We start from the raw sequence: 15,052 nt of genomic DNA, 5'->3' as shown, positions 1-15,052 counted from the left end.
CGGATGGGCCGAGCCCCTGGCGACGGTGCCTAGGTTTCAGGATAATTTGGACGGATGAAAGCGAAGAAGAGATCCAAACAGCCGTCGAACCCACGGGAGTCTGGCCGCGACCTCGCCGAGGGCGCCCGCCGGCATCTGGCCGACCGGCGCTTCCGCGAGGCGATCGCCGCCTTCAAGGATCTGCTCAAACGGGAGCCGTCCGCGGAGGTGCGCGAGGGGCTCGCGGCCGCCTACGCCGGGCGTGCCCAGCAACTCAGCGACAAGGGGCTCCTCAAGGAGGCCCTGGTGATGTGGGAGAATCGCCGCCTGCTTGGCGAGGATGTGGCCTTCGACCCGCGTCAGATCGCGTTGCTGCTGCGGGTCGGTGACCTCCGTGCGGTCCTCGCCCTCTATCGCGACGAGGCCGAGCGCTTGCCGGCCGAAATGGCCGCCGACTTGCGGTCCCATTTGGCGGCGCACTGGCTAGCCGGCACCGAGGACATCGGCCGCGATCTCCCGCCCGACGATCCGATTCTGGCCCACGGGCAGGCTGCCCGTGAGGCGTTGGCCGCCTACTGTCGCGGCGACGAGGCCGGCTTGACTGCGGCGCTCGGCGTGATCCCGTTTCGCTCGCCTTATCGCGATCTGGTCCAGATCCTCAAGGCCCTGCAGCGTCTGCCGGAGCGCCCCGAGGAGGCCGCCGCACAGCTCGGGCGCGCCAAGGTCGCGGCCGGCTTCGCCGACTTGCACCGGGCCGCCGTCCTCGCGACGCTGCCGGAGGCCGAGCTCGCCGAGCAGTTGTACGCCGTCGGCGAGTCGGCGCAGCGCTTTGCGCTCACGCTGCGGGGTTGGAGCCCGGCTCGGCAGGCCCTGTGGCTGGAGCTCGCCCGACTCGGCCCGGACCCGGCCCCGGCGGAGCTGCTGCGCCTGATGATCCGCCACCGGGGGGAGCTTGGGCCGGATTGGGTGCGACGTCGCGGGCTGCGGCTGCTGAAGGACGATTTTCCGAAGAGCCTGCAATGGGCGGCCAAACAGGGTCTGGGTCGCCTCTCGGAGGCTGAAAGCCACCTGGTCGCGGCCTGGCACGCCGAGCGCAGGCCAGACGCCTGGGCCATCCTCCATGCCTGGCGGTCCTGGGCCGCGGCGTGCCATGGCGACGCCGCGCCCGCGCCGGGCAGCGACGAGGCAGTCGAGGTCGCGTTGGCCCTGCGTCGCGCGCACAGTCGAAACAAGCTCCTCGAGCACCTGCCGGCTGGGCACGACGACGAACTCGAGGCGGCCGTCGTCGCCGCCCTCGAGGAGAGCCTGCGATACGATCCGGACGATCGCGAGACCCATCTGGGGCTGATCCGCTTCTATCTGGCCCGCCGGTCGCTCAAGGGCGCGCGCCGGCTGCTCGATCTGGCCCAGGGGCGCTGGCCGGAGGATGTGCGGCTGCTGACGGCGGCACTGGATACGGCGATCGCCGGGGGTGCCTTCAAGAAGGCCGCTGGTCTCGCCCGGCAGATCTTGGCCCTGGACCCGATCAACGGCGGGGTCCGCGAGCGGTTGGTCAACGCCCATCTCGCCCACGCACGCAAGCAGGCCCGTGGTGGGCGGCGCGATCTCGCGCGCCGCGAGCTGGCCCAGGCCGAGGGTTGGGCGAACAGCGAGCGGCTGCGCGAGCGTCACGCGCTGACGGCGGCCTTCGTCGACCTCGGCGAGGACGACGCGGCCGGGATCGAGCGGCTGCGCGGGCTCGGCCAGCGCCTGGCCGGCCCCTTGGATGCGGCGCTCGCGATCGTCTTCGAGGCGGCCGCCTTCGGCGACGATCCCAAGGCGACCCTGAAGGCGCTTGGCCTGCCGCCCACGCGCGCCATCGCGCGCGACGACCTGCTCGCCTTCTTCGCCCGGCTGCGTGGCCAGCTCGATGCCGGCGAGCGGCTACCGCGCCTCGTGGGACGCCTGCTCGACAAGTCGCTCAAGGCGGCGGCCGCGGCGAATCTGTCGTTGCAGGAGGTCCATGGCGCCTGCGAGACCCTGCGCCGGGCCGGGCTCGACAATGCGCGGCTGGCCTTCGCGAAGTTGGCGCTCAAGCGCTGGCCCGGTGCCCCGGTCTTCGAGTTGCATGCCTTCGAGGCGACCTACCGCGGCAACTACCGCCGTGTCAGCGACGCGGCGCTGGACCGGCTCGATGTCGCCATCGACCGCGCGTTGCAGGAGGACGATCGGCGGACCGCGCACCGCCTGGAGGAGTTGCTGAAGGAGGCCGATATGCCCTTCTTCGGAGATCCGCTGCCGCCATTCCCGTTCTCCGGCGACTCGCCGCCCGACCCGGCCGATGTGCTACGTACCGTGCTGAACACGATGGGCCTCGATGCGGTGCTCGATCAGACGCCCATGAGCCCGAAGGACAAGGCCGAGTTCAAGCGGCTCGAGCGCGAGATCGGGCGCGAGGCCCTGATCGAGATCATGCTCTCGGTCATCGGGGATGATCTCGAAGGGGGCGCGGGTGGCGGCTTCGGCCCCGGGCCGCTGTTGCCGCCGATCCTCGGTGGCAAGGGATCGGCCAAGGCCAAGGGACCGGCCAAGGCCAAGGGGCCGGCCAAGGCCAAGGGACCGATCGACAAGAATGGCACCAAGGACGGCGCGCGCGATGCGACCGGCTTCATTCAACCCGATCTCTTCGAATGACAGATCCGTACCTCACGCTGGGCATCCCCGAGGGTGCCGACGACGCGGCCGTACACGCCGCCTATGTGGAAGGCATCAAGCGCTTTCCGCCCGAACGCGACCCACAGCGCTTCGAGGCGTTGCGCACCGCCTACGAGGCCCTGCGCACCCGTCGCGACCGCCTGGCCCATGCCCTGTTCGATACCTCAGCGCCGACGCCGCAGGAGATCCTCGACAAGGCGGCGCCGCTCGGCCCGCCCGGCCGTCCGGACGCGGCGCTCTTCGCCGCCCTGTTGCGGGGTGAGGGCTGATGGATCAGAGCGCCCGCGAGCAACTCCTCGAGCGGTTCCGCGCCTACCTCGAGCAGGCCCCTGATGGCCGGGATGGCCAGGTCGCGTCGGCGTCGGAGGCCCCCGACCTCTTCACGCTGCTCAGCGAGCTCGCCGGGCTGAAGAACGAGGTCCGGCACGAATCCCGCCATCTGAAGTCGGCGCTCGAGGAGTTTCGCGCCCTGTTCGAGCGGCTGAGCACCGCCAACGACCGACTCGCCGCCGAGTTGGAGCGGCGCGACCAGGCCGAGCGCGAGATCGCCCAGCAGGTCGACCGCGACCTGCTGCTGGAGCTGCTCGATCTGCGCGACCGCTTGCAGGCCGGTCACGAGCAGGCGGAGCGGTATCGTCCCGGCTGGCTCGCACGGCGCGGTGGGGCGCGCGAGTTCGTCGCGGCGCTCGCCGAGGGCGGTGCCATGACCCTGCGGCGACTCGACGATACCCTGGCGCGGCGTGGGGTGGCGCCGCTGCCGGTCGTCGGCCGGCCCTTCGATCCGCAGACGATGCAGGTCGGCGAGATCGTCCAGGACCCCGCGCGCGACGACGGCGAGGTCGTCGCCGAGCGTCGTCGGGGCTTCCTCCGGCATGATCGGCTACTGCGTCCGGCCGAGGTCATCGTCAACCGGCGCGAGCGCAACTGACCGCGCGTCGCGCCCGGCGCGCCGCCGAATCTCCGATCGAACAGCTTCGCGCGGGCGGCCCGCTCGTCCGCGTTCCCCAATTTTTGCCTCAGCAGGTGAGCATCGTGAGCGACATCATCATCGGAATCGATCTCGGGACGACCAACTCGGAGGTGGCCATCGTCCAGGGCGGACAGGCACGGGTCATCGAGGTCGACGGCAGCCGCATCCTGCCCTCGGTCGTCGGGTTGGCCGACGACGGGCGCCTGTTGGTCGGGCAGGCCGCCCGCAACCAATATCCGCTCTATCCAGAGCGGACCGTGCGCTCGATCAAGCGGCGCATGGGCGAGGACGCCAAGGTCGAGATGGGCGATAAGGCCTACACGCCGCAGGAGATCTCGGCGCTGATCCTGCGCCGCCTCAAGCAGGCCGCCGAGGACGACCTGGGACAGCCGGTCGAGAAGGCCGTGATCACGGTGCCGGCCTACTTCTCCGATGCCCAGCGCCAGGCGACCCGCGACGCCGGCGCCCTGGCCGGGCTGGAGGTCGTGCGCATCATCAACGAGCCGACCGCTGCGGCGTTGGCCTACGAGGTCGATCAAGCCGAGGCCAAGACGATCCTCGTCTACGACCTCGGTGGGGGCACCTTCGACGTCTCGGTCGTGCGCCTCGACCGCGACGTCACCGAGGTCCTCGCGAGCCACGGCAACAACCACCTCGGCGGCGACGATTTCGACGCCAAGCTCGTCGAGCGCCTGGTCGGTTGGCTCGAGGCGGAGAAGGGCGTCGACCCGAGCGGCGACCGCGGTGCCATGGCCCGCCTGGCGCGTGCGGCCGAGACGGCCAAGATCGCGCTGAGCGACGCCCCCTATGCACGCGTCGAGGAGGAGTACCTGCTCGAACACGACGGCAAGCCTGTGCACCTATCGCTCGAGCTCGATCGCAGCGAATACGAGGCGATGATCGCCCCCTTCATCGACGAGACCCTCGAGGCGATGCACATCGCCCTCGAGGGGGCCGGCCTCACGGTCTCCGACCTCGACGAGGTCCTGCTGGTCGGCGGGGCGACGCGCACGCCGCTGATCCAGCAGCGCATCGAGCAGGAACTGGGCATCCAGCCGCGCAGCGAGGTGGACCCGGAGCTGTGCGTCGCGACCGGGGCGGCGATCCAGGCCGCCGTGATCGCCGGCGAGCAGGTCGCGCGCGTGCTCGTCGATGTGACGCCCTACACCTTCGGTACGAGTGCCCTGGGGCTGCTCGACGGCGAGCCCTACCTGTACACCTACATCCCGCTGATCCGCAAGAACACGCCGATCCCGGTGACCAAGAGCGAGGCCTTCTCGACGATCGATGACGGACAGAAGGCGATCGATGTCAAGGTCTACCAGGGCGAGGACCCGGATGCGCTGAACAATACCGAGATCGGCTCCTACCGTATCGAGGGCCTGAGCGATGTGCCGGCCGGCAATGTCATCGTCACGACCTTCTCGCTCGACATCAACGGCATCCTCCATGTCACCTCGCGCGAGAAGCGCACCGGGCTGGAGGCGCGGACCACGATCGACAACGCGACGACGCGCTTCGAGCAGGAGGAATTGACCGAGGCGCGCGAACGGCTGTCGGTGCTGATCGACGGCGAGGCCGAGCGGGTGCCCGAGGAGCGGCGCGAGCGCGTTGCGGCGAAGGCCCTGCTGGAGAAGGCCGAGCGGTTGATGGACGGGGCCAGTCCGCAGGACCGCGAGGACCTCGTCGATCTCGCCGAGGCGCTGCGCGATGCCCTCGCGGGCGGCGATGCGGCGGCCATCGAGGAGGCCGTCAACGCCCTCTCGGACCTCGTCTACTACTTGGAGTCCTGATGGAGCGCTGCCCGACCTGCCGCGCCCGTTGGGACGGCGCCGAGCGCTGCCGGCGCTGCGGTCTGGACCTGTCTCTAGCGTTCGACGCCGAACGGGCCGCCGGGCGGCTCCTGGCGCATGCGATCGAGCGGCTGGCCGCCGCGGACACGGACGCCGCGCTCGTCGCCATCGGGCGGGCCCGCCGCCTCGTCGAGGACCCGCTGATCGATCACCTGCTGGCCTTCGCCAGTGCGCATCGGCAGCGGGAGATCGACGCGCACCTCCAGGCCCTCGCCCGGGCGCTCGGCCGCCCGGGGGTCGAGGGGCCGGGGGGCAGGCCGCTGGGCGAGGTATCGATTGAGCGATGACCGGGCGTTCGTCGGATTGGCTCAGCGCGACCCGACATCGGCGGCCGAGTGGTGCCGCCGATTAGAGACGGTAGTGGACCGCTTCCTCGTGGATGGGGGTCGTCGGAACGGTCGAGAGGCGTGACGTGAGTCCTGTCGGTTGATTCGTTTCCAACCCCGCGTCAGCGCCGCTTGCCCTGGATCAGGGCCTCCGGGTGGCGTTCCAGGTAGTCGGCGAGGACGCGGAAGGAGCGCGCCGCGGAGGTCAACTCGCCGAGCATGGCCTGGATGCGTTGGCGCTCGGGCGAGTGGTCGCCGAGGAGGTGGTCGACCTGGGCCAATGCGGTGCGTGCCTCGGCCAGCGTGCCCTCCGCCGTCTCGGCCGCGCGGGTCAGATTGCGCAGCAGTTCGCCCGCCGGTCCGTCCTCGAGGTCGAGGGCGTCCTGCGCCTGCCCGAGCGCCTGGTTGGCCGCGGCCGCGGCACCGCGCAGATCGGTCATGATCGGATCGAGTTGCTGCTCGATCCCGGTCGCGATCCGCTCGCTCGACTCGGCGGTGCCCTGGGCCGCGGCGAGGATCCTGGGGATCTCCTCGGCGTTGATGACTCGGTCGAGACCGTCGAGGACATTGGTGAACTTCTCGATGATCTGATCGATCGGCAGGGTGTCGATGGTCCGTCCGAGGCGCTGGAGGCCTGTCTCGATCGTCGCGATCTGCGGGTGGTGCGTCGTGATCTCGACCTTCTTGACTGGGCTGTCCGGGAAGAAGTCCAGATTGACGAAGAGTTGCCCGGTCAGCAGGCTCTGCAACGCGAGCTGGGCGCGCACGCCCTGCTGGTCGAAGAAGTCGGCGAGTTCGTCGTCGTTGTAGCTCTCCATGTCGACGAGGGAGGTCTTAGCGGAGCGGATCTGGCCGCGATTGATCTCGATGTCGACGATCATGTTGACGGCCCTGAGCTTGCCGCCGTCGGCGTCGATGACCGGGTTGATCGACGTGACCTGGCCGATCGGCACGCCGCGGAAGGCGACCGGGGCGCCGACGGAGAGGCCGTGCAGGGACTGGTCGAAGACCACGACGAAATGGCGCGATTGCTGGAAGAGCGTGCCGCCGCCCAGCAGGATCACTAGGATCAAGGCGAGAGCCACGGCGCCGATGACGAATGCGCCGATCAGGGTCGGATTGACTCTTTCTCTCATGCCCATGTGCGGTCGATCCCCGGGGTGCGCGCCGGCGCCCAACGGCCGACAGAGGCGCTACGTGGCGCCAAAGGGACTTATTGTGCGGGAGAAAGGCCGGCCCTGGAAGCGCCGCGCTGATGACGGGCACGACGAAACCGTTCTGCAGCCTCTTTCGAGGTGACCTGATCAGCGGGAGGAGGGGCGCCTGCCTTCAGCCCAGGCCACGCGGCGCCTTCGCGACATCCTGCCCGATCGGCGGCTCGCCCATCGGCGAAGGGGGAAGGGGCGACGAGCCAAGTATGAACGGGGCGACAGGCTCTTTGCTGACGGCTGACGGCACCATTGTGATTCGAGCCCTCGCGAAAGGCGCTCGGGAGCCGGATCGTCTTGCCGTCGCGTCAGGCCCGTCAGGCTGCGCCATAGCGCGTCTTCGAGCCGGTTAGATCCCAGGCGAATGTGCAGTCGAGGTGCGACAGGACGGCGATGAAGCCGCTCTCGCCGTCCTCGAGCATGACCGCGAGCGGCGTGCGGCGACCGAAGCGGCGGTTGCCGCGCAGGATCCAGAGGTCGCGCATCTCGGGGCTGCGCGGGAACGAGGTGCGCAACGCATCCTCGATGCGCAGCAGATAGTGGAGGCGGCGGTTGACTTCGGCCTCGTCCGGCAGGGCCTCGCCATCGCGGAATCGCCCGATCGCGCGCGACCTGATCCCGTCCGGCAGGTCGAGGAGGGCGGCGATCTGGGGAGGCGGGAGGCGCCAGCCGTCGAGGAGGCTCATCGCGCGCTGCGTCAGGGCGCGTCGCTCGTCCGGGGTTAGGTCGCTCATGTCGCACTCGCCTCGTCGCTCGGTGGATACCCGCGATGTGGCGGTCGCTGGGCGCCGAAACAAGTCACTGCGGGCCGAGGGGCGTGCGCTGCGACGCGTCGTGATTCGCCTGCTCTCGGCGGTGCGCGAGACTGTCGCGGCGAGGTTGAAGTCTTCAGGAAACAGACCCAAACCCAGGGAAAGAGGGCCGTCGCTTGCGCATCGCGGCCTGGTGTCCACATCGATCGAGGAGCTAGCCGATGACCGAACTGACTCGACAACGATGCGAGGCCTGCCGCGCCGATGCGCCGCAGGTGACCGGCGAGGAGCTCGAGGCCCTGCGCCGGGAGGTCCCGGAGTGGTCCGTCGAGACCCGTGACGGTGTCGCGCAGCTGGAGCGACGGTTCGATTTCCCGGATTTCGCCCGGGCTCTGGCCTTCACCAACCGGGTTGGCGAGATCGCCGAGGCCGAGGGCCATCACCCCAAGCTCACGACCGAGTGGGGCAGCGTCGTAGTTACCTGGTGGTCTCACAAGATCCGGGGGTTGCACCGCAACGACTTCGTGATGGCGGCCAAAACGGATGCCCTCTAGACGGAGGGTCTCGCGTGGCTCCTGAACCCGTCGATCGGGCTACCCGGGGTCCTTCGCGGCGAGCGGACGACCTGGCCGCCGGCGTCATCGGTCTCGCGCGGCCGGGCCGAGGAATCGCATGCCGAGGATCGACGTGACGGACTTCGCGCCACGATGGTGGCCGACCGGTGGCGTGGGGCGGCTATCTTGGTCGTCCCTGGGCGCGCCGCTGCTGCTTGGGCTGGCGCTCATCGCCCAGCCGGCGGCTGCCGAGTCCTGGAGCGGCACCCTGCGGGGTGGCGGCCAGGTCCAGATCGACCCTTGGACGAACCGCCCGACCGTCACCATCGACGGCGAGGAGACCCAACTCTGGGATGGCGTCCACCGGCTCGACGACGGGCGCGAGCTGACCGTCGAGTCCGGTCGCGTCGTGCCGAACCAGGAGATCCTCGAGTCGCGCCGGCCATTGCCGCCGTCGACGCCGCTGCCGGAGGTGGCCGGGGGCGCGCCCATCCTCGGTCGTTCGCCCTGCGAGGTGTTGGTCGGGCAGGTCTGCGGCGCCGACGGTGCCTGTGCCGCGGCCGAGGCCTGTGGGCCAGCCCGGCAGCTCCTCGAGATGGAGCGCGAGGAGCAGCGCGAGGCCGGCACGCCGGGCCGCACGACCTACACGAGCGACAAGTGCCTCGAGGCGCAACGGGACGACTTCTTCGCGCCCTGTCCCGGCAGCTAGTGCAAGACTGCGCGATTCCCGAGACCGCGCGTCGCTGCCTGCAATCCCCGCGTGGCGCGTAGTAGGAGCCCGCTTGCGGGCGTTCTTTGCAGCGGCGAGCGCGTCGTAGTCGCCCGCAAGCGGGCTCCTACGGCGCTCGCATCATAGAGCGACATGAAAGCGGCCTCGGTATTTCTGGAGCGAGGCACTAGGGTACATACCTCGTAGCCCACGAGCAGTCGATCAACTGAGGGAGTCGGTTTCCTGACCATGGCTGGAGATTCTTTCCCGCGCTCGCCCGTCGTAGTCATCACCGGGGGCACGAAGGGGCTGGGCCTCGGTATGGCACAGGCCTTTCTGCGCCACGATTGCCACGTCGTCGTGAACGGCCGCGATCCCGAACGGCTGGCCCAGGCCGTCGCCGTCCTGGCTGGCGAAGCGGGCGGCGATCGGGTGCTCGGCCGGGCCGGCGACGTAGCTGACGCGGACGAGGCCCAGGCCCTCTGGCAGGCGGCCGTCGAGCGCTTCCAGGGTGTCGACATCTGGATCAACAATGCGGCGATCGGTTCGATCGAGCAGGATTTCTGGGAGCACGATCCGGCAACGATCCGCTCGCTGATCGAGACCAACCTCCTCGGCACCCTCTACGGCACCCGCGTCGCGGCGCGGGGCATGCTGGCTCAGGGGCACGGTCAGATCTTCAACCTGGAGGGCTGGGGCAGCGGCAACGAGCGCCGGCCTGGCAGCGCCCTCTACGGCACGAGCAAGGCGGCGGTTAGCTATTTCACCCGATCGCTCGTCGCCGAGCTGCGCGGTACGCCCGTGCGACTCGGGCGGATCAATCCGGGCATCGTCGTCACCGACCTGTTGGCCCTGAGTATCCGGCCCGGGCAGGAGGCTCGCATCGCGCGCTTCATCGACCTGTTCGGCGATCGGGTCGAGACGGTCGCCCCGGTGCTCGCCGCGCGCGTGCTCGCGAATCGGCGCCATGGCGTGCGCATCGCCTGGCTGACGCCTCGGCGCGTGCTGGGCCGCCTCTTGTCGGCCCCGTTTCGCAGGCGCCGCGTGATGGAACGTTGAGTGACGATTCAAGAACAACCGGCGCATCTTCTCTTAAACTACGAAACACGTGAAATACACGAAAAGGCAGAATATACGCGGGAGAATTCGGTGTTTGTCGCGACTTTCGCGCGTTTCGTAGTTTCTTGTCTTCCATGTGCTTGTATCGGTTGTTTCCGCACCGTTCCTAAGGTACGCATGACGTAGCATGCGGTAGCCTGGTGCGATGTGTGGGTTGGATCTTCCGCGGCTATCCGCTCCGGTGCGGGGTCGATTCTCCGCGGCCGTCGGACCGCCGGTGGGGCTATCGGCCTGGGGTGCTGAGCGGCACGTAGCCTGCGCGGGGTGAGCCCAATCCTTCTTCCGCCAGTGACCATCTCGCTTCTCGTAAGAGCCTTTTACGGCCGACCAGGCGACTCGGTGGGCGGTCTCTTCGCGCGACGCGTCGCCGCGGCGATCCGCGGGATCTTCGTATTGCTCCCAGGCGCTGTTGAATGCCTTGCGGTAGATGGTCTGGGCCGCGTCTGGGAGGTTGTCGCGGACCGACGGGGGCAGGTCCGCGTTCGTGTCGTAGGGCATGGTTCGGCCTCGTCGGGTCGGGGGTCGGTCTGCTGTTGCCGGGGCTGCCGTTGCACGATGACCGCTTCGTCACGCCAGCGCGCGTTGCCGACACCCGACGGGCGCCGCGTGCGACCTGCATCGGGCGCCGTAGCGGCCTTTACCGAGCGGGTGGGCAGGGCTCGGGTAAGGCATCTTGGCGATTTCAACGACTCGAGTCCATGATGGAGCGGTCAACAGCCGCTATTGGGTTGAATCGCTCCTGAGATGAACGATGGCAGGAGGAGGTCGGTGATGACCATCCAGAACCGCGAGATCGCGGCGATCTTCGAGGAGATCGCCGATCTGCTCGAGATCGAGGGCGCCGAGGCCTTTCGGGTCCGCGCCTACCGCGAGGCTGCCGGGGTGATCCCGGGCCTCGGCGAGGACCTGGCCGACCTGGTCGCGGCCGGTGCCGACCTGACCGAGCTGCCGAGCGTCGGCGAGGCGATCGCGAAGAAGATCGAGGTCATCGTCGAGACCGGTCAGTTGCCGCAGCTCGAGGCCGTACGCCAACGCGTGCCCCCGTCGCTGCGCGAGCTCCTGCATCTGGGCGGCCTCGGACCGAAGCGGGTCTGGGCCTTGCACGAGGGGCTCGGCGTCGCCTCGCTGGCCGATCTGCGCGGCGCCGTCGAGGCCGGCCGGGTCCACGAGCTGCCCGGCTTCGGCGAGAAGACCGAGGCACAGCTCCGCGAGCGCCTCGCCCGCTGGCAGGGGCCGTCGTCGCGCACGCCGCTGATCGAGGCCGAGGGGCTGGTCCGGCCGCTGCTCGAGTACCTGCGCGGCGCGCCGGGCATCGCCGACCTGACCGTCGCCGGCAGCTTTCGGCGCCGCCGCGAGACGGTCGGCGACCTCGACATCCTGGTCGCCTGCGACGACGGTGGTGCCGTCGCCGAGCGCTTCGTCGGCTACGGGGCGGTCGCCGAGGTCCTCGCGCACGGCGAGACGCGTGCGAGCGTCCGGTTGCGCTCGGGCATTCAGGTCGACCTGCGCGTCGTGCCGACGGCGAGCTGGGGGGCGGCGCTGCACTACTTCACCGGCTCGAAGGCGCACAATGTCGCGGTGCGCCGCCGCGGCGTCGAACGCGGGCTCAAGATCAGCGAGTACGGCGTCTACCGCGGCGACGAGGCAATCGCCGGGCGCACCGAGGAGTCCATCTACGCCGCCGTCGGCCTGCCCTTCATCGCCCCGGAGCTGCGCGAGGACCGCGGCGAGATCGAGGCGGCGGAGCGGGGCGCCCTGCCGGCGCTCGTCACGCCCGATGACATCCGCGGCGACCTGCACGCCCACACGGACGCGACCGACGGCCAGGACAGCCTCGCGGCGATGGCCGAGGCGGCCGCCGCGCTCGGCTACGAGTACCTCGCGATCACCGACCATACCAAGCACCTCGGCGTCGTCCACGGGCTCGACGCGACGCGCCTGGCGGCGCAGATCGACGCGATCGACCGGCTCAACGAGCGGCTCGCCGAGCAGTATCAGGGGCGATTCCAGATCCTCAAGGCGAGCGAGGTCGACATCCTGGAGGACGGCTCGCTCGACCTGCCCGACGAGATCCTCGCCCGCCTCGACCTGCGCGTCGCCTCGATCCACTACAAGTTCGATCTGCCCGAGCACCGCCAGACCGAGCGGGTGATCCGGGCGATGGACAACCGCCATTTCAACATCCTCGCCCATCCGACCGGGCGCCTGATCGGGGCCCGCGAGCCCTATGCGATCGACCTGGAGCGGGTCATGCGGGCGGCCCTCGAACGCGGCTGCTTCCTCGAGCTGAACGCCCAGCCGAGCCGCCTCGACCTGACCGAGCTGGCCTGCAAGCAGGCCAAGGAGCTCGGCCTGAAGGTCGCGATCTCGACCGATGCGCACAGCCGCGCCGGCCTGGAGATGATGCGCTTCGGCATCGGCCAGGCCCGGCGCGGCTGGCTCGCGGCGGACGATGTGATCAACACCCGTCCGCTGGCCGCGCTGCGCCGACTCCTGCGGCGCGACTGACGAAGACGCGGCCCTCAGGCGGGCGGCGCCGCGGCGCGGGTCTCGAGGTAGTAGTGGCGCAGCGGGCGCAGCCCATCGTCGAGTTCGTAGACGAGCGGCACGCCGGTCGGGATCTCGACCTTCTCGATCTCCTCGTCGCCGATCCGGTCGATGAGCTTGATCAGGGCCCGCAGGCTGTTGCCGTGGGCGGCGATCAGGATCCGCCCACCGTCGTGCAGGCGCGGCGCGAGCGTGTCGTCCCAGCACTCGGCGACCCGCGCGACCGTGTCCTCCAGCGACTCGGCGCGCGGCAGCCGCGCGTGCGGCACGTCGGCGTAACGGGGCTGGCCGGCCGGGTCGTAGGGGCTGTCCTCGGCGACGGCCGGTGGCCGGATGCGGAAGCCGCGCCGCCAAAGCCGCACCTGTTCCTCGCCGTACTCGGCGGCCGTCTCGGCCTTGTCGAGCCCCTGGAGGGCACCGTAGTGGCGCTCGTTGAGGCGCCAGTCGCGCACGACCGGCAGCCACATCTGATCGAGCTCATCGAGGGCGATCCAGAGGGTGCGGATGGCCCGCTTGAGCACCGACGTGTAGGCGATGTCGAACTGGAAGCCGGCCTCGCGCAGTGCGCGGCCGGCCCGGTGGGCCTCGCTCAGGCCCTCCTCGGCCAGGTCCACGTCGTGCCAGCCGGTGAAGCGGTTCTGGCGGTTCCACTCGCTCTTGCCATGTCGCAACAGGACCAGTCGATGCTGCATGCGCTGCCTCCGTCGGGATTGGATGCCTAGGCCGTTCGGGGACGGCAGGGAACAATGGCCTGAAATTGAGGCGCTTGCCGCCCGAGCAAGAGGTCTGGATCGCGTGCGGCCTCGATTGCCCGAGCCTCGGTGCTGGAAATGTGCTGGAGCGTGCGCATATTCACCAGTCGTAGACGGCGCTATTCTGTAAACGATCTTCGCCCGACATGGGCCCCCGAACGCTCGAGGGCCGTTGCCGTGCAGGGTGGCGGATCCGACGCGCCATGCCCCCGGCCCGAGGTGGTCCGGGGTGCTCTGGCATGGCCGTTGCCGCCGTTGCCGATGCGGGCCGCCGAGCGGCGGTCCGACCAAGTTCCATGCCTGATCGCCAGAGACAGGTCCAGCACAGAGGAGGAGAGCGATGGGAGGCTCATCGACCACGCTTCACGAGGACCCCGCCGACCTCAGCACGATGACCCGCGATGTCCACCGCGCGCTCGTCTCGTTGCAGGAGGAGCTGGAGGCCGTCGACTGGTATCGCCAGCGCGCCGACGCCTGCCGCGATGCCGAGCTGCGCGAGATCCTCCTGCACAATATGCGCGAGGAGATCGAGCACGCGGCCATGGTGCTCGAATGGCTGCGCCGGCGCGATCCGGACTTCCAGGAACACCTGAGCACCTATCTGTTCGCCGAGGGTTCGATCCTCGAGGCCGAGGAGGCCGCGACGAGCGGCACGGCCGACGGCGAGGCGCCGCCCGCCGAGACCCCGGCCGCCGAGACCTCGGCGGGCCTGACCCTGGGCAGTCTGAAGGGGGACCACTGATGAGCTACCTGAATCGCGATGCCGCCAGCTTTCCGGCCGAGCTCTGGACGCGGATCGATGCCGCGGCGATCGGTGCGGCCCGGGATCGCCTGACCGCCCGACGCTTTCTCGATCTGGAGGGACCGTTCGGGATCGGTCTGACGAGTGTCGAGATCGGCGACGAGGCCGTCGTCAACGAGCCCGATGGCGAGCTGGCCGGGACCGTCGGCAGCCGCTCGATCCCGGTGCCGATGCTCCAGCAACCGCTGGCCCTCAGCATCCGGCGCGTCGAAGGCCACCTGCGGCTCGGCCTGCCGCTCGACCTGCGGCCGGTCGAGGCCGCCGCGGAGGCCATCGCCCGGCGCGAGGAGCAGGTGATCTACCAGGGCATCCCTGAACTCGGCCTCGAGGGGCTGATGACGGCCAACGGCCGCTCGAGCGTGCCGTGCGGGGACTGGAGCGAGGTCGAGCAGGCGATCGGCGACGTCCTCGCCGCCGTCAACCGCCTCGACGCCAACGGCTATGTAGGACCCTATGCGCTGGCCCTGTCGCCGGTGCGCTACAACGCGCTGTTCCGACGCTATCAGTGTTCGGACATGCTGCAGCTCGACCACCTGCAGCGGCTCTGCGAGGCCGGCCTGTTCAAGGCCCCGATCGACGGTGCGGTACTGGTCGACGCGCGCGTCGGCGACATCAAGATCGGTCAGGACATCCAGGTCGGCTATTCGTCGAACGATGGCACCTACTTCCGGTTGGTCGTCTCCGAGAGCCTGGTCTTCATGCTCGACGAGCCGGAGGCGATCTGTACGCTGGAGGAGTGAGAGAGCCAGCCCCGAGGTTCCTCGGGGCGGCCCCATGAGGAGGGCCG

15 protein-coding genes are annotated in these 15,052 nt (G+C 69.7%); 11 read left to right on the top strand and 4 right to left on the bottom strand.

Annotated elements, in window-relative coordinates; genetic code table 11:
* Window positions 1-54: 54 nt before the first annotated feature.
* The 5 genes from CKO41_RS00635 (at window position 55) to CKO41_RS00615 (ending at window position 5,783) form a co-directional block, all read left to right on the top strand.
* A complete protein-coding gene (locus tag CKO41_RS00635; RefSeq protein WP_200380953.1) occupies window positions 55-2,652 on the top strand; it encodes an ATP-binding protein in 2,598 nt (865 codons plus the stop codon).
* A complete protein-coding gene (locus tag CKO41_RS00630; protein ID WP_200251072.1) occupies window positions 2,649-2,942 on the top strand; it encodes a J domain-containing protein in 294 nt (97 codons plus the stop codon). Before CKO41_RS00635 ends, CKO41_RS00630 begins: the two co-directional genes overlap by 4 nt.
* Window positions 2,942-3,601, top strand: coding sequence for a nucleotide exchange factor GrpE (grpE, locus tag CKO41_RS00625; RefSeq protein WP_200380952.1), 660 nt, complete (start codon window positions 2,942-2,944; stop codon window positions 3,599-3,601). The genes CKO41_RS00630 and grpE overlap by 1 nt, the downstream gene beginning before the upstream one ends.
* 104 nt (window positions 3,602-3,705) lie before the next feature.
* Window positions 3,706-5,436, top strand: coding sequence for an Hsp70 family protein (locus CKO41_RS00620; protein WP_200380951.1), 1,731 nt, complete (start codon window positions 3,706-3,708; stop codon window positions 5,434-5,436).
* Window positions 5,436-5,783 (top strand): hypothetical protein, encoded by a 348-nt coding sequence (locus tag CKO41_RS00615; RefSeq protein ID WP_200380950.1) that lies wholly within the window; start codon window positions 5,436-5,438, stop codon window positions 5,781-5,783. The genes CKO41_RS00620 and CKO41_RS00615 overlap by 1 nt, the downstream gene beginning before the upstream one ends.
* A gap of 161 nt (window positions 5,784-5,944) precedes the next feature.
* Here CKO41_RS00615 and CKO41_RS00610 read toward each other — a convergent pair whose 3' ends face one another.
* Window positions 5,945-6,958 carry an MlaD family protein gene (locus CKO41_RS00610; protein ID WP_200380949.1) on the bottom strand — a complete coding sequence of 338 codons (1,014 nt, stop codon included), beginning with the start codon at window positions 6,956-6,958 and terminating at the stop codon, window positions 5,945-5,947.
* Window positions 6,959-7,347: 389 nt separating this feature from the next.
* Window positions 7,348-7,764, bottom strand: coding sequence for a calponin homology domain-containing protein (locus tag CKO41_RS00605; protein ID WP_200251083.1), 417 nt, complete (start codon window positions 7,762-7,764; stop codon window positions 7,348-7,350).
* Window positions 7,765-8,003: 239 nt separating this feature from the next.
* Between CKO41_RS00605 and CKO41_RS00600 the strand changes: the two genes are divergently transcribed.
* The 3 genes from CKO41_RS00600 (at window position 8,004) to CKO41_RS00590 (ending at window position 10,104) form a co-directional block, all read left to right on the top strand.
* Window positions 8,004-8,336 (top strand): 4a-hydroxytetrahydrobiopterin dehydratase, encoded by a 333-nt coding sequence (locus tag CKO41_RS00600; RefSeq protein WP_200380948.1) that lies wholly within the window; start codon window positions 8,004-8,006, stop codon window positions 8,334-8,336.
* A gap of 118 nt (window positions 8,337-8,454) precedes the next feature.
* Window positions 8,455-9,045, top strand: coding sequence for a hypothetical protein (locus CKO41_RS00595; RefSeq protein WP_200380947.1), 591 nt, complete (start codon window positions 8,455-8,457; stop codon window positions 9,043-9,045).
* Window positions 9,046-9,294: 249 nt separating this feature from the next.
* On the top strand, window positions 9,295-10,104 hold the full coding sequence (locus CKO41_RS00590; protein ID WP_200380946.1) for an SDR family oxidoreductase: 810 nt from the start codon (window positions 9,295-9,297) through the stop codon (window positions 10,102-10,104).
* 33 nt (window positions 10,105-10,137) lie between these two features.
* Here the strand turns inward: CKO41_RS00590 and CKO41_RS19075 are convergent, their stop codons facing one another.
* On the bottom strand, window positions 10,138-10,662 hold the full coding sequence (locus CKO41_RS19075; RefSeq protein ID WP_242463840.1) for a ChaB family protein: 525 nt from the start codon (window positions 10,660-10,662) through the stop codon (window positions 10,138-10,140).
* A 273-nt stretch (window positions 10,663-10,935) separates the two neighbouring features.
* Here CKO41_RS19075 and polX point away from each other — a divergent pair, with 273 nt between their 5' ends.
* Window positions 10,936-12,672 carry a DNA polymerase/3'-5' exonuclease PolX gene (gene polX / locus CKO41_RS00580; RefSeq protein WP_200380945.1) on the top strand — a complete coding sequence of 579 codons (1,737 nt, stop codon included), beginning with the start codon at window positions 10,936-10,938 and terminating at the stop codon, window positions 12,670-12,672.
* A 14-nt stretch (window positions 12,673-12,686) separates the two neighbouring features.
* Here polX and gpmA read toward each other — a convergent pair whose 3' ends face one another.
* Window positions 12,687-13,391 carry a 2,3-diphosphoglycerate-dependent phosphoglycerate mutase gene (gpmA, locus tag CKO41_RS00575; protein ID WP_242463851.1) on the bottom strand — a complete coding sequence of 235 codons (705 nt, stop codon included), beginning with the start codon at window positions 13,389-13,391 and terminating at the stop codon, window positions 12,687-12,689.
* A gap of 412 nt (window positions 13,392-13,803) precedes the next feature.
* Here gpmA and CKO41_RS00570 point away from each other — a divergent pair, with 412 nt between their 5' ends.
* Window positions 13,804-14,205: an encapsulin-associated ferritin-like protein gene (locus tag CKO41_RS00570; protein WP_200252334.1), complete on the top strand. Its 402-nt coding sequence runs from the start codon at window positions 13,804-13,806 to the stop codon at window positions 14,203-14,205.
* Window positions 14,205-15,005, top strand: a complete 801-nt coding sequence (locus CKO41_RS00565) for a family 1 encapsulin nanocompartment shell protein (RefSeq protein ID WP_200252332.1) — start codon at window positions 14,205-14,207, stop codon at window positions 15,003-15,005. The genes CKO41_RS00570 and CKO41_RS00565 overlap by 1 nt, the downstream gene beginning before the upstream one ends.
* The last annotated feature ends 47 nt before the right edge of the window (window positions 15,006-15,052 follow it).

This window comes from Thiococcus pfennigii, from assembly GCF_016583835.1.
Taxonomy (GTDB): domain Bacteria; phylum Pseudomonadota; class Gammaproteobacteria; order Chromatiales; family Chromatiaceae; genus Thiococcus; species Thiococcus pfennigii.
The sequence above is the reverse complement of the archived record's forward strand: the minus strand, read 5'-3'. Positions and strand labels throughout refer to the sequence as shown.

Bases quoted from the DNA above. Each gene is read 5' to 3' on its own strand.
- CKO41_RS00635 (WP_200380953.1), top strand. From the start codon at position 55: ATGAAAGCGAAGAAGAGATCCAAACAGCCGTCGAACCCACGGGAGTCT.
- CKO41_RS00630 (WP_200251072.1), top strand. From the start codon at position 2,649: ATGACAGATCCGTACCTCACGCTGGGCATCCCCGAGGGTGCCGACGAC.
- grpE (WP_200380952.1), top strand. From the start codon at position 2,942: ATGGATCAGAGCGCCCGCGAGCAACTCCTCGAGCGGTTCCGCGCCTAC.
- CKO41_RS00615 (WP_200380950.1), top strand. From the start codon at position 5,436: ATGGAGCGCTGCCCGACCTGCCGCGCCCGTTGGGACGGCGCCGAGCGC.
- CKO41_RS00610 (WP_200380949.1), bottom strand. From the start codon at position 6,958: ATGAGAGAAAGAGTCAATCCGACCCTGATCGGCGCATTCGTCATCGGC.
- CKO41_RS00605 (WP_200251083.1), bottom strand. From the start codon at position 7,764: ATGAGCGACCTAACCCCGGACGAGCGACGCGCCCTGACGCAGCGCGCG.
- CKO41_RS00600 (WP_200380948.1), top strand. From the start codon at position 8,004: ATGACCGAACTGACTCGACAACGATGCGAGGCCTGCCGCGCCGATGCG.
- CKO41_RS00595 (WP_200380947.1), top strand. From the start codon at position 8,455: ATGCCGAGGATCGACGTGACGGACTTCGCGCCACGATGGTGGCCGACC.
- CKO41_RS00590 (WP_200380946.1), top strand. From the start codon at position 9,295: ATGGCTGGAGATTCTTTCCCGCGCTCGCCCGTCGTAGTCATCACCGGG.
- CKO41_RS19075 (WP_242463840.1), bottom strand. From the start codon at position 10,662: ATGCCCTACGACACGAACGCGGACCTGCCCCCGTCGGTCCGCGACAAC.
- polX (WP_200380945.1), top strand. From the start codon at position 10,936: ATGACCATCCAGAACCGCGAGATCGCGGCGATCTTCGAGGAGATCGCC.
- CKO41_RS00570 (WP_200252334.1), top strand. From the start codon at position 13,804: ATGGGAGGCTCATCGACCACGCTTCACGAGGACCCCGCCGACCTCAGC.
- CKO41_RS00565 (WP_200252332.1), top strand. From the start codon at position 14,205: ATGAGCTACCTGAATCGCGATGCCGCCAGCTTTCCGGCCGAGCTCTGG.